13 protein-coding genes and 1 other RNA gene are annotated in these 12,184 nt (G+C 52.9%); 3 read left to right on the plus strand and 11 right to left on the minus strand.

The annotated features are described in order from the left end of the window. Window positions 1–16: 16 nt before the first annotated feature. From mraY to mraZ, 7 genes are read right to left on the minus strand one after another with little or no spacing between them, the layout of a single operon-like run. Window positions 17–1,120 (minus strand): phospho-N-acetylmuramoyl-pentapeptide-transferase, encoded by a 1,104-nt coding sequence (gene mraY / locus MET42_RS0112910; protein ID WP_019883487.1) that lies wholly within the window; start codon window positions 1,118–1,120, stop codon window positions 17–19. Between the two features lie 7 nt (window positions 1,121–1,127). Next, on the minus strand, window positions 1,128–2,519 hold the full coding sequence (gene murF / locus MET42_RS0112915; RefSeq protein WP_019883488.1) for a UDP-N-acetylmuramoyl-tripeptide--D-alanyl-D-alanine ligase: 1,392 nt from the start codon (window positions 2,517–2,519) through the stop codon (window positions 1,128–1,130). After that, on the minus strand, window positions 2,516–3,976 hold the full coding sequence (locus MET42_RS0112920; RefSeq protein WP_019883489.1) for a UDP-N-acetylmuramoyl-L-alanyl-D-glutamate--2,6-diaminopimelate ligase: 1,461 nt from the start codon (window positions 3,974–3,976) through the stop codon (window positions 2,516–2,518). The genes murF and MET42_RS0112920 overlap by 4 nt, the downstream gene beginning before the upstream one ends. After that, the gene (locus MET42_RS0112925) at window positions 3,973–5,706 is read right to left on the minus strand and encodes a penicillin-binding protein 2 (RefSeq protein ID WP_019883490.1); all 1,734 of its coding nucleotides are present in this window, start codon (window positions 5,704–5,706) and stop codon (window positions 3,973–3,975) included. The genes MET42_RS0112920 and MET42_RS0112925 overlap by 4 nt, the downstream gene beginning before the upstream one ends. Window positions 5,707–5,725: 19 nt before the next feature. Then, complete coding sequence (gene ftsL / locus MET42_RS0112930) at window positions 5,726–6,004, minus strand: cell division protein FtsL (RefSeq protein WP_019883491.1); 279 nt, start codon at window positions 6,002–6,004, stop codon at window positions 5,726–5,728. A gap of 8 nt (window positions 6,005–6,012) precedes the next feature. Next, window positions 6,013–7,002, minus strand: a complete 990-nt coding sequence (gene rsmH / locus MET42_RS0112935; protein WP_019883492.1) for a 16S rRNA (cytosine(1402)-N(4))-methyltransferase RsmH — start codon at window positions 7,000–7,002, stop codon at window positions 6,013–6,015. Then, window positions 6,999–7,445, minus strand: a complete 447-nt coding sequence (mraZ, locus tag MET42_RS0112940) for a division/cell wall cluster transcriptional repressor MraZ (RefSeq protein WP_019883493.1) — start codon at window positions 7,443–7,445, stop codon at window positions 6,999–7,001. Before mraZ ends, rsmH begins: the two co-directional genes overlap by 4 nt. Before the next feature lie 347 nt (window positions 7,446–7,792). On the opposite strand from mraZ, the gene MET42_RS0112950 reads away from it, so the two are divergent. Further along, complete coding sequence (locus MET42_RS0112950; protein WP_232411581.1) at window positions 7,793–8,179, plus strand: glutaredoxin family protein; 387 nt, start codon at window positions 7,793–7,795, stop codon at window positions 8,177–8,179. Here the strand turns inward: MET42_RS0112950 and rnpB are convergent. Next, an RNA gene (rnpB, locus tag MET42_RS14500) (RNase P RNA component class A) lies at window positions 8,174–8,507 on the minus strand. The two genes, MET42_RS0112950 and rnpB, sit on opposite strands and share 6 nt — an antisense overlap. Window positions 8,508–8,568: 61 nt before the next feature. Between rnpB and ung the strand changes: the two genes are divergently transcribed. Next, complete coding sequence (gene ung / locus MET42_RS0112955) at window positions 8,569–9,261, plus strand: uracil-DNA glycosylase (protein ID WP_019883497.1); 693 nt, start codon at window positions 8,569–8,571, stop codon at window positions 9,259–9,261. A gap of 20 nt (window positions 9,262–9,281) precedes the next feature. Here ung and MET42_RS0112960 read toward each other — a convergent pair whose 3' ends face one another. Genes MET42_RS0112960 through rsmI form a run of 3 tightly spaced genes read right to left on the minus strand, consistent with a single transcriptional unit; the run spans window position 9,282 to window position 11,720 of the window. After that, window positions 9,282–9,791 (minus strand): BON domain-containing protein, encoded by a 510-nt coding sequence (locus MET42_RS0112960; RefSeq protein WP_019883498.1) that lies wholly within the window; start codon window positions 9,789–9,791, stop codon window positions 9,282–9,284. Window positions 9,792–9,817: 26 nt separating this feature from the next. Beyond that, on the minus strand, window positions 9,818–10,852 hold the full coding sequence (pyrC, locus tag MET42_RS0112965; protein ID WP_019883499.1) for a dihydroorotase: 1,035 nt from the start codon (window positions 10,850–10,852) through the stop codon (window positions 9,818–9,820). Between the two features lie 13 nt (window positions 10,853–10,865). Beyond that, window positions 10,866–11,720, minus strand: a complete 855-nt coding sequence (rsmI, locus tag MET42_RS0112970; RefSeq protein ID WP_019883501.1) for a 16S rRNA (cytidine(1402)-2'-O)-methyltransferase — start codon at window positions 11,718–11,720, stop codon at window positions 10,866–10,868. Window positions 11,721–11,798: 78 nt separating this feature from the next. Between rsmI and MET42_RS0112975 the strand changes: the two genes are divergently transcribed. After that, window positions 11,799–12,155 (plus strand): YraN family protein, encoded by a 357-nt coding sequence (locus tag MET42_RS0112975; RefSeq protein ID WP_019883502.1) that lies wholly within the window; start codon window positions 11,799–11,801, stop codon window positions 12,153–12,155. The last annotated feature ends 29 nt before the right edge of the window (window positions 12,156–12,184 follow it).

The following is a 12,184-nucleotide window of genomic DNA, read 5'->3' on the forward strand; positions in this document are numbered from 1 at the left end:
CGATGCATTCCGTGTCTTATCGCAACTTCAAGGTGGATAACCCCACCAGCACCAACATCATGGTAATAATCCAGAAACGCACGACGACTTGCGTCTCTTTCCAGCCTTTTTGCTCGTAGTGATGATGCAAAGGCGCCATCAGAAAAATACGCTTGCCGGTACCTGTCATCTTCTTGGTATATTTGAAATACAGCACCTGTGCCGCCACCGAGAAGGTTTCAATCACAAACACACCGCCCATGATGAACAGTACGATCTCCTGGCGCACAATCACCGCCACTACACCTAGTGCAGCACCCAGTGCCAACGCGCCGACATCGCCCATAAACACTTCTGCCGGATAAGCGTTAAACCACAAAAAGCCCAAGCCGGCACCCGCCATGGCCGCGCAAAACACCATCAATTCGCTGGCACCGGCGACATAAGGAATCCCCAAGTATTTGGAAAACACTGCGTGACCAGCCACATAAGAGAAAATCGCCAGCGCACTGCCGACCATCACGGTTGGCAAGGTCGCCAGGCCATCCAGGCCGTCGGTCAGGTTCACGGCGTTGCTGCTACCGACAATCACCAGGTAAGTCAGCACGATGAAGCCCACTGCGCCCAGCGGAAACACCAGGTGCTTGAAGAAAGGCACGATCAGCGTCGTTTCTACCGGCGTTGTCGCCGTTGCATACAGGAAGCCGGCGACACCAAAACCCACCAGGCTTTGCCAGAAGTATTTTTCTTTGGCAGACAAACCCTTAGGATTCTTGTAGACCACTTTGCGGTAGTCATCGACCCAGCCCACCGCGCCAAAACCCAGCGTGGTAATCAGTACCACCCAGATAAAGCGGTTATGCAGGTTGCCCCACAGCAAAGTCGATACTGAAATCGCCACCAGGATCAGGGCACCGCCCATGGTTGGTGTACCTGCCTTGACCAGGTGTGTTTGTGGACCATCATCACGTACCGCCTGGCCGACCTTGTACTCGGTCAGCTTGCGGATCATGGCCGGGCCAACCAGGAATGAGATCGCCAGCGCCGTCAGCGTCGCCAGGACGGCACGGAAGGTGATGTAATTAAATACATGAAATCCGTGTACATCCGATGCCAGCCATTTCGTCAGTTCTAATAACATATGTTCCCTATTTCCCCACTAATCCAGTGGCTTGCGATTCCACCAACGATTCCACTAGCGCATTCACCACACGCTCCATTTGCATAAAGCGCGAGCCTTTTACCAACACCACATCATCGGCGGTGGTCTCTGCCTGCAAAGCAGAAACCAAGGCTTCTATCGAAGCAAAATGGTGTGCTTGCGCACCGAACGCCTGCACTGCGGCCTGCGTGAATTGACCCAGTGCATACAATTTGCCAATCCCTTGCTGTTTTGCATAACGACCGATCTGCGCATGCATAGCTTCTGCATCTGGCCCCAGCTCTCCCATATCACCCATCACAAACAACGTGTTTGAACCGGCATTTTTCAATACATCCAGCGCCGCCTGCATGGAATCCGGGTTGGCGTTATACGTGTCATCAATCACTTTGGCGCCGTTAGCAGCCACTTTCACTTGCAAACGCCCTTTGACCCCGGCGAAGCCTTGCAACCCTTGGGCAACATCGGCCAGACTGGCACCTGCGGCTAAACTCGCAGCGGCAGCGGCCAATGCATTCATGATGTTGTGCACGCCCGGCACTGCCAGTGTTAACGTGATGCTGTTGCCCTGATAATGCAGCTTGAAGCCAGCCTCAGCATCCAGCACTTCACCACAAACATCGGCGGCGGCGTGCAAGCCAAAACTCAGCACACGACGCCCTGCGTTCAAACCACGCCAGTCGTCAGCAAACTCACTGTCCGCATTAATCACGGCGATACCGTCATGGTTCAAGCCTGCAAATATCTCGCCTTTGGCTTTGGCAATGTTTGCACGCGAACCCAATTCGCCAATATGCGCCGTCCCGGCGTTGTTAATCACCGCCACATTCGGGCGTGCCAGGCGGGTCAGGTAATCAATCTCACCTAAATGATTCATACCCATTTCAATCACGGCACAGCGATGATTTGCACGCAAACGCAACAAGGTCAGCGGCATACCGATATCGTTATTAAAGTTACCGGCCGTGGCCAATACTTTGTCAGCGCTGCCGACATGCACTTGCATAATGGCGGCAATCATTTCCTTGGTAGTGGTCTTGCCATTACTGCCGGTGACCGCAATCAGCGGTAAGGCCAACTGCTGGCGCCACCAACTGGCTAACTGCCCCAAAGCCAGGCGCGTATCCTTGACCAGCACCGTCGGCAAACCACCATCGACAGGCTTGCTCACCAGCGCAGCAACAGCACCTTGCGTCGCCACTTGCGGCAAGAAATCATGGCCATCAAACTTTTCACCTGGCAAGGCAACGAACAACTGGCCGGCTTGCACGCGACGGCTATCGGTATCGACAGAGGTCACAGTGACATCCGCGCCATGCCCATTCACCGCCTGTAAACGGCCTTGTAATACTTCAGCAATCGTTTGCAGCGCGATCATGCCTGTGCCTTTTGATTCAAAGCGTTCTGATTCAATACGTTTTTTTTCAACGCGCTTTGCACCCAAGCGGCATCGCTAAATGGATAGCGTATGCCCTGGATCTCCTGATAATCTTCATGGCCTTTACCGGCGACCAGCACCACATCGCCCTTGCCAGCCTGGCTAATGGCGAGAGCAATGGCTTTGGCCCTGTCGGTTTCCACGGTCACTTCACGCGCCATGCCTTCGGCAATCGCCGCAATAATCGCGTAAGGATTTTCACTGCGTGGATTGTCATTGGTCACCATCACGCTATCCGCCAACGTGTCGGCAATTCGGCCCATTTCGCTGCGCTTGCCGCTGTCACGGTCGCCACCGCAGCCAAACACGCAGCTCAATTTGCCGCGCGCCTGAATACGCAAGGTATGTAATGCTTTTTCCAGGGCATCTGGCGTATGCGCATAGTCAACCACAACCAATGGCAAATCACCGCCGCCAAACATCTGCATGCGCCCTGCCACCGGCACCAGGCCAGATACCGCTTGCAGCGCTGCTGGTAAAGCCACGTCCTGCGCTAATAAACAAGCCAGCACAGCCAAGGCGTTATAGACATTGAACTGCCCTAGGGCATGCAACTGAATATCGCCGTTGCCTTGTGCCGTACGCACCTGAATTTCAAAACCGGTGGCATGCATGGTGACAGCGGTTGCGCACACATCCGCCTCCTGATGCAGGCCATAACTCAATACTTTTTTACCTTGCTTACGCAGGTCTTCAATCAATGCCAGGCCAAATGCATCATCAGCATTCACTACAGCAGCCGACAGGGTTTGCCAGTCAAACAGTTTGCGTTTGGCCGCCTGGTAGGCTTCCATGGTCAGGTGATAATCAAGATGATCACGCGTGATATTGGTTAGCACCGCGACATCAAAGGCTACGCCATTGACACGGCCTTGATCCAGACCGTGAGAAGACACCTCCATGGCCACCGTGCGCACATCATCCAGCACAAAATTCGCCAGCACTTTTTGCAGCTCTACCGGGCCGGGCGTGGTATTTTGCGTCGGCTGCAAATCGTCCAGCGCGCCATTACCCAATGTGCCAATCACAGCAGACTTTTGTTGCAGGAAACGGTAAGCCTGGGCCAGCCAGTGCGTAACCGTTGTTTTGCCGTTGGTGCCGGTCACCCCTATGCACCACATTTGTTCGGACGGGTCTTTATAAAACTGGCTGGCAATATGACCAACCTGGGACTTGAGGTCAGCAATGGCGATGTTATGTACAGTCCAGGATGGATTCCAGTCGAAACCCTGACTATCCCAGATCACGGTATTGGCGCCTTTGGCAATCGCATCTTCAATATAATCGCGGCCATCGCTGTGCTGGCCCGGGTAAGCCAGGAACAAGCCATGCTTTTCTACCTGGCGGCTATCTGCGGTGATGCCATGTACCGGCGCTGGAATAATATATTTACTCACATCGCCTCCTTCACTTCAGCCGCATCAGCAGGGGTGGTCGCTGGAATAGCATTGCCATCTTGCGGCACCACCAGCATACGCAGCACATCATTCATGACCGCACTAAACACCGGCGCAGCCACACTGCCGCCGTAATATTCACCATTGCTGGGCTCATCTATCATCACCGCCATAATCAGGCGCGGATTGGAGGCCGGCACCATGCCAACAAAAGAACCCACATATTTATCATGCTCGTAGCCATGATCACCCAATTTATGCGCCGTGCCGGTTTTGCCAGCGACGCGATAACCCGTCACTTGTGCTTTTAATGCCGTGCCGCCTGGCTGCACCACCAGCTCCAACATGTCCTTAACTGCGTTGGCCACTTTGGCAGAAAACACCGGACGGCCGACCGGCGGCTCAGACAGCTTGGTCAAGGTCACCGGCAATAACTCACCTTCATTGGCAAACACCGTGTATGCACGCGCCAATTGCAACAAGGTCACGCTAATGCCGTGACCATAGGACATCGTCGCCTGCTCAATCGGGCGCCAGGTTTTGTAGTCACGCACTTTACCGGAGGCCTCACCAGGAAAACCAATCTTGGTGGCTGAGCCAAAGCCCAGTTGTACATAGGTGTTCCACAACTGTTCGCGATTTAAATCGAGCGCCATTTTGGCCGAGCCGACGTTGGAGGATTTCTGGATCACTTGTGACACGGTCAACACCTGGTTAGGGTGCGCGTCATGAATGGTGGCTGTGCCAATACGCAGGTAGCCTGGCGCCGTCTGGATTTTGGTATCCGGCTGGTAAGGGCCAAACTCCATCGCCGCCGCCGCAGTGACCGGCTTCATAGTAGAACCTGGTTCGAAAATATTCACGATGGCGGAGTTGCGCAACTTGCTGGCCACATTGACCGGATTGTTCGGGTTGTAGGTCGGAATATTCACCAACGCCAGCACTTCACCGGTTTTTGCATCCAGCACCACAGCCGCCGCCGCTTTGGCTTTATGTTTTTCAACCGCCCGTGACAACTCTCTATGCACCACATATTGCACAGTACGGTCTATGCTCAGCACCAGGTCCTGGCCATCGTGCGGCAACTTTACCGCGACCAGGTCTTCTACCACATGGCCTTTGCGGTCACGCACAAAATCACGCTTGCCTGCGCTGCCAGACAATACGTGGTTACGGTAAAGCTCCATACCCTCAACGCCAGTGTCATCCACCCCGGTAAAACCGACGATATGCGCCGTCACTTCTGCCGCCGGGTAGAAGCGTTTGTATTCCTTTTGACTGAATACACCGGGCACTTTCATCGCCATCACCTGTTTTGCCACATCGGGCGCCACTCTCCGTTTGATATAAACAAATTCTTTTTTCTTTTTTTGCAGCTTTTGTTGCAATTCCTTGGCTGGCATATCCAGCAGCTTGGCCATTTGCTTTAACTGCACCGCCGTCACCTGCACGTCAGTCGGGTTTGCCCATACTGACTCCACCGGCAAACTGATCGCCAATGGCTTGAAATTACGGTCATAAATCTTGCCGCGATGCGGCATCAACACCACTTTGCGTCGCGAAAACGCTTCACCTTTTTTAATCAGGTAGTCTTTATGCAAGGTTTGCAGGTAAAACCCGCGCCCCAGCAGCAAGACAAAACTCAACAGCAGCAATACCAGCAGCGTTCTTCTGCGCCAGGCCGGCAATTTCACCAGCTTGTGTTGACTCTCTTTAAGCAGCATGACCATTTACTCGCAATGATTCCGGTTATGGCGCAGGCGGCACATCAACCATGATCACTTGTGTCTGCTGCATGCTCGGGCTATGCATATGCAAACGCGTGGTCGCAAAGTCTTCCAGCCGCGAATGCATGGCCCAGGTGCTTTGCTCGATCTGCAACTGGTCATATTCCGTCATATATTGCTTGGTCAACACTTCTTGCCTGTCCAGCTCAAAATACAATTTGCGCGCCTTGTATTGCGCCGTCACCACGCCCAAAGCCATGGCAATCGTCAACGCAAACAAAATCAAATTGAGCCGGATCATGAAACAGCCTATTGCACCTGCGTGCGTTCAGCCACACGCAACACCGCACTGCGTGAACGCACATTAGCCGCCACTTCCGCCTTACCAGGCTTGATGGCCTTACCCACAGCCAGTAAGCGCGGCTGCGGTAAATCCTTAGCGCGCACAGGCAATCCGGCAGGCAAGTTATCTCTATCCACTTCAGACTGGATAAAGCGCTTGACGATACGATCTTCCAGCGAGTGAAAGCTGATCACCGCCAACCGACCTTGCGGACGCAGCAGCTGCAGGCAATCTGGCAGCACTAGCGAGAGTTCCTCAAGCTCTTGATTGACGAAAATCCGTAGAGCTTGAAATGTGCGCGTTGCAGGGTTCTGGCCCGGCTCATTCTTGGGGATGGCGCCTGCCACGATCTTGGCAAGTTGCCCTGTAGTGGTGATGGCATGCCCATCTTCGCGCTCTTTAACAATCGCCCTTGCAACCTGCTTAGCAAACCGTTCTTCACCATAATCTCTAATCACCTCAGCCAATTGTTTTTCAGACATCGTCGCCAACCACTCTGCGGCGGTTCTGCCCCGACTTTGATCCATGCGCATATCCAGCGGTCCGTCAAAACGGAAACTGAAACCACGCACACCCTCATCAATTTGCGGCGACGAAATGCCCAGGTCGAGCAATATTCCGTCCACCGCCTGCACATCCATCTCGGCCAACACTGCCGCCATGGCGGAAAAATGCGCATGCACCATCGTAAAACGCGCATCGACAATCGTTTGCCCATGCGCCACTGCCGCCAGATCGCGATCCAAGCCGATCAAGCGCCCTTTATTACCTAATTTGGAAAGAATGAGTCGGCTATGCCCGCCACGCCCGAAGGTGCCATCGACATACACGCCATCGGCCTGTACGTTCAGCGCATCCACCGCCTCATGCAACAACACGGTGATATGACTGGCGGCGACTGGTGACACTGACGTTTCCGTCAAGGACGCGGGCGCTGACTTCGCGCCCCGCGTCATAGCGAGAATCCTTCTAGCTCTTGCGGTATCTGCAACTGGTCGGTCGCCATCAGGCTCTCCAGCTGCTGATCCCATGCTGCCAGATCCCACAATTCAAAATGACTGCCTTGCCCGACCATCATCACGTCTTTATCGAGCTTGGCAAACTTGCGCAGTACGGCATTCACCAGCAAGCGACCGGCAGAATCCAGATGCATCACATCTGCCTGACCGACGATCATGCGCTGAATGCCACTGGTTTGAGGATTAAAACTGGACAAACTGGTCAGCTTGGTTTCAATCGGCTCCCAAGCTGTTTTTGGATACAGAATCAGACAACGGTGCGGATGGGCCGTGAGCACAACTTCGCCCTGCCCGCCAGCCGTCAGGGCGTCACGATGCTTGGCCGGCACACTGAGCCGCCCCTTTGCATCCAAACTTAACTGTACCGCCCCGCGAAACATGGAATATTGTCCTTACCAACCTGTTTTGATTAAAAGTGGGATAAATTTCCCACAATTCAACACAAAATCACCCTTTTGCACACTATAGATAAAAAAAAAGTGCTTGGCAAGCACTTTGGGAGAAAAAATCTCTTTTAAAGACAAAGACTTAGAGCATTTTAACAAAGCAATTTAAATCAAGAGATTGGCGCAATTAACACATAAAATTGTTTAATAAAAATAGCTATCTCATTGAAAATATTGAATAATTAAAAAATGTCATTTTTTGCTGACTTTTTTAGCATCAAAAAAGGTCCGGCATGGTCGAATAAAACATACCAACCAGCACCCAACCATCCAATACATACATGTCCAGCAGATTGAAATTTTTAATCATAGGCGCAGGCATTTTACTGGCCATGGAGTGGCGCGCATGGTGGTACACCCTGACGCCGACACCAGACTACAGCCACGGCAAAGTGCTGCTGTACGCCACCGACTGGTGCCCTTACTGCGAAAAGACCAGAGCATTGCTGCAACAACGGCAGATTAGCTATCAGGAAGTCAACATTGAAAGGTCTGCCGAAGCGCAGGCTCAATACCAGCGGCTGGCAGGCAAAGGCGTGCCGGTGTTGCTGATTGCAGGAGAAGTAGTACGAGGGTACAACGAACAGCGCATCAGTACAGCGCTGGATCAATGGCAAGCGCGCCAGGCGCAGACCATGCTTCAGCCAAACATGATGAAGGAAAAATAAAGCCAACCGGTAAGCCGGGTTCTGTATCCACTTGCGTGGCTGACAGTCATTCATCTAGGCGTGCAATTGCTCACACGCTCAAGCTATCTACCCGCTGGCAGCGCGAGCCACGCCTTATTACTTGCGTAAAATGCCAGCCTATTTGATATTGCTGCAGATGGAGGTTACCGCGTTTCACCGTAACTTAATACGCTCGTCTCTGTGGCCCTATTCCTCACCTTATACTGTTACCAGCTTTCAGCGTACGGCCGTTAGCCGTCATCCCGCTCTGTGCAGCCCGGACTTTCCTCCCCCTGTTTGCACAGGCGGCGACTGTCTGGTTGGCTTCATGGCTATTTTACCACGCGGACCACTAGACCTATAATATTGAAAAAACATTCCCGCCTCCAATGATCATGACCACAACAGAAAAGTCCGGCCAGCTAGACCCTTCCTGGCAAACCCACATCGGCGCTGAATTCGACAAGCCTTATATGCAAACACTGAAAACGTTTTTGCAGCAGGAAAAAGTCGCCGGCAAAACCATCTTTCCGCCGGGGCCACTCATCTTCAATGCGTTTAACCATACCCCGTTCGACAAAGTGCGTGTGGTGATTATCGGGCAAGACCCTTACCATGGCCCGGGGCAAGCGCATGGCCTAAGTTTTTCAGTACCGCCAGGCGTCGCTTTGCCGCCTTCGCTGATGAATATTTTCAAGGAGATTCAGGCGGATTTAGGCGTACGCATGAGCGGGAGCGGCGACCTGACTGCCTGGGCAGATCAGGGCGTATTACTATTGAACGCCACACTGACGGTACAACTGGCCAATGCTGGCTCGCACCAGAACCGGGGCTGGGAGCAATTTACCGATGCCGCCATTGCCGCGCTCAACCAGCACAGGGAAGGCTTGGTGTTTGTATTGTGGGGCAGTTATGCCCAAAAGAAAGGGGCCATGATAGACCCCAATAAACATCTGGTTTTGAAATCCGTACACCCTTCACCACTGTCGGCGCACCGGGGATTTTTTGGCAATCACCAGTTCTCCAACATCAACCAGTATCTGAGCAGTAAAGGGCAGGCGCCGATTAACTGGCAACTATAAATCCGGGCAAGCAACGCCAACTAAGGCTTAACAACCAGCGCGTTTTTGACGGATTTCACGCCACTGACACTGCTAGCAATCTTTTCAGCACGCGTTTTCTGCTCGGCGTTATCGACAAACCCACTCAAAATCACCACATTGCCTTTGGTTTCGACACTGACTTTAAAGCTGCTGAAGTTTTTTTCTACCAGGTATTTGGATTTAATTTTGGTTGTGATGGCACTGTCTGTCGCCGCCTGCTTATTTTCAGCGTTATCCACCTTGGATTTATAAGCGGCGAACTCGTCCAGATCCAGGCTGCCATTATGGTTTGTATCCGCTTTAGCAAAAGAGCCAGTGTGGAAGTCCTTATCCTTGGCAGCCTCTTTCTTGGATAACTTGCCATTACCATCCGCATCCACCGCTTTAAAGGCCTGCGCATACGGTGCTTGCTCACCGCGCATTTCGTCTATCGTCACCGCAAATGCCTGCGCACTGAATATCACACCAGACATCACACCGAATCCTGCAATCAACCACTTGTTGTTCATCGCTTACCCTCCAATGTTTTAAAGTGTTATACCAACTTCCATGCAATGGTTTGTCCGGCACGCAATGGCACTAGCACATCATCCGCAAACGGGATGCTTTCAGGCACCAGCCAGCTTTCCTTGCGCAATGTGATGGTGTCAGTGTTGCGCGGCAAACCGTAAAAATCTGCCCCATAAAAACTGGCAAAGCCTTCCAGCTTATCCAGCGCACCCGCCTCTTCAAATGCTTCGGCATACAACTCAATCGCCGCATGGGCAGTATACATGCCCGCACAACCGCAACTCGCCTCTTTGGCGGATTTAGGATGCGGCGCACTGTCAGTGCCCAGGAAAAATCTGGATGAGCCTGAAATCGCCGCTTTCACCAAGGCTTCACGATGTGTTTCACGCTTGAGTACTGGCAAGCAGTAATAATGCGGGCGGATACCACCAGTAAACATGGCATTACGGTTCATCAGCAAATGGTGTGCAGTAATGGTCGCGGCCAGGTTGACCGGTCCTGCGGCCACAAACTCAGCCGCGTCTTTGGTGGTGATATGCTCGAACACCACTTTGAGGCCAGGGAAATCCTTTAACAACGGTTGCAAATGACGCTCGATAAATACCTTCTCACGGTCAAACACATCCACATCGCCATCGGTCACTTCGCCGTGGATCAGCAAGGGCATGCCCTGCTTTTCCATCTCGGCCAATGCGCCTGCACATTTGGCCAGGCTGGTCACGCCAGAGTCACTATTGGTGGTCGCGCCAGCCGGATACAACTTCACCGCCTGCACCACACCACTCGCGCGGGCCGCCGCAATTTCTTGCGCCAGTGTATTGTCAGTCAAATATAAAGTCATCAACGGCTCAAATGCAAGCCCGGCAGGCTGCGCCTGTTTGATACGTTGATAATAAGCCAGCGCCAGGTCGGCTGTCGTCACCGGTGGCCGCAAATTGGGCATAACGATGGCGCGGGCAAATTGTTTCGCCGTGTCTGGCAATACAGACTGCAGGCCAGCGCCGTCCCTCAGGTGCAAATGCCAGTCATCCGGGCGGGTCAGGGTGATTTCAGTGGTCATACTCTGTTACCTTTTAATCTGGGCTTGCCGCTTTAAGCGCAAGCGCTGCTTCATATAATTCGTTTTTCTTCTGGCCTGTAATATCGATTGCCAGCGCCACCGCCTGCTTAAGTGGCAACTCCTGCAATAGACGCTGCAATATCCTTAATGTCTCTTCATCCAGGCCATCAGGCTTTTCCTGCAGATCAGGATGCACCAGCACCACAAACTCGCCGCGCTGCTGATTGGTATCTGCATTTAACCAGTCTACCGCGTCTGTCAACAGGCAGGTATGGATGGTTTCAAAGGTTTTGGTCAGCTCGCGCGCCAGCGTCAGTTGCCGCGCACCACCTAACACATCATGCAAATCTTGCACGCACTCGACAATGCGGTGCGGCGCCTCGTAGAACACCAGCGTAGACGGAATTGCCTTAAGTAACTGCAAGCGCTTGCGGCGCTGTGAACCACTTGCCGGTAAAAAGCCTTCAAAATAAAAACCAGACTGGGTAATGCCTGCGGCTGACAACGCCGTAATGATCGCACTCACACCGGGGATAGGTACCACCTTCACGCCCGCCTGCCGCACCACTTGCACGACTACTGCGCCAGGATCGCTGACTGCTGGCGTACCGGCGTCAGTAATCAGCGCGATGGATTCGCCCGCCAGCAAGCGCTTCACCAGGCCTTGCGCAGACTGCTGTTCATTATGCTCATGCACAGCCAGCAAAGGCTTGCTGATGCCAAAATGCCGTAACAAACCGACACTATGGCGGGTATCTTCAGCCGCAATCGCATCGACCTGCTGTAAGGTGGTGAGTGCGCGCTGGGTGATATCCCCCAGATTGCCGATGGGCGTTGCCACCACATATAATGTACCAATCTCGTTCATGCACGTATTTTATGCCATCGCGCCAGTTTCGCTAAGCACTAAAGCAGGCTGCGTGATGCGACAAAAGCCAAAGGCATCATGAAACTCAACGCTAATAATCAAGGACTGGCCGCAGAGATGGCGGCTGTGCATTTTTTGCAGCAGCAAGGCCTGGTGCTATTGGCGCAAAACTACAGTTGCCGCTTTGGTGAGATTGATTTGATCATGCGCGACCAACACACCCTGGTTTTTGTTGAAGTGCGCTTACGCAGCCACCAGGCATTTGCCAGTGCAGCCGACAGCATAGACCATCGCAAACAACAGAAACTCATCCGCGCCGCTCAACATTACTTACAAATAAACGACCTCAACACGCCGTGCCGCTTCGATGCGATCCTGTTTGACAACCCCCAATACCGGACGCCGAATTGGATTCGTAATGCAATCGACACATAAAAAGCGTAGAATTTTATTTATCCTCTGCT

The sequence above is a fragment of the Methylophilus sp. 42 genome (genome assembly GCF_000384155.1).
In the GTDB taxonomy this organism is placed as follows: Bacteria; Pseudomonadota; Gammaproteobacteria; order Burkholderiales; family Methylophilaceae; genus Methylophilus.

Bases quoted from the DNA above. Each gene is read 5' to 3' on its own strand.
- mraY (WP_019883487.1), bottom strand. From the start codon at position 1,120: ATGTTATTAGAACTGACGAAATGGCTGGCATCGGATGTACACGGATTT.
- murF (WP_019883488.1), bottom strand. From the start codon at position 2,519: ATGATCGCGCTGCAAACGATTGCTGAAGTATTACAAGGCCGTTTACAG.
- MET42_RS0112925 (WP_019883490.1), bottom strand. From the start codon at position 5,706: ATGGTCATGCTGCTTAAAGAGAGTCAACACAAGCTGGTGAAATTGCCG.
- ftsL (WP_019883491.1), bottom strand. From the start codon at position 6,004: ATGATCCGGCTCAATTTGATTTTGTTTGCGTTGACGATTGCCATGGCT.
- rsmH (WP_019883492.1), bottom strand. From the start codon at position 7,002: ATGACGCGGGGCGCGAAGTCAGCGCCCGCGTCCTTGACGGAAACGTCA.
- mraZ (WP_019883493.1), bottom strand. From the start codon at position 7,445: ATGTTTCGCGGGGCGGTACAGTTAAGTTTGGATGCAAAGGGGCGGCTC.
- MET42_RS0112950 (WP_232411581.1), top strand. From the start codon at position 7,793: ATGTCCAGCAGATTGAAATTTTTAATCATAGGCGCAGGCATTTTACTG.
- ung (WP_019883497.1), top strand. From the start codon at position 8,569: ATGATCATGACCACAACAGAAAAGTCCGGCCAGCTAGACCCTTCCTGG.
- MET42_RS0112960 (WP_019883498.1), bottom strand. From the start codon at position 9,791: ATGAACAACAAGTGGTTGATTGCAGGATTCGGTGTGATGTCTGGTGTG.
- pyrC (WP_019883499.1), bottom strand. From the start codon at position 10,852: ATGACCACTGAAATCACCCTGACCCGCCCGGATGACTGGCATTTGCAC.
- rsmI (WP_019883501.1), bottom strand. From the start codon at position 11,720: ATGAACGAGATTGGTACATTATATGTGGTGGCAACGCCCATCGGCAAT.
- MET42_RS0112975 (WP_019883502.1), top strand. From the start codon at position 11,799: ATGAAACTCAACGCTAATAATCAAGGACTGGCCGCAGAGATGGCGGCT.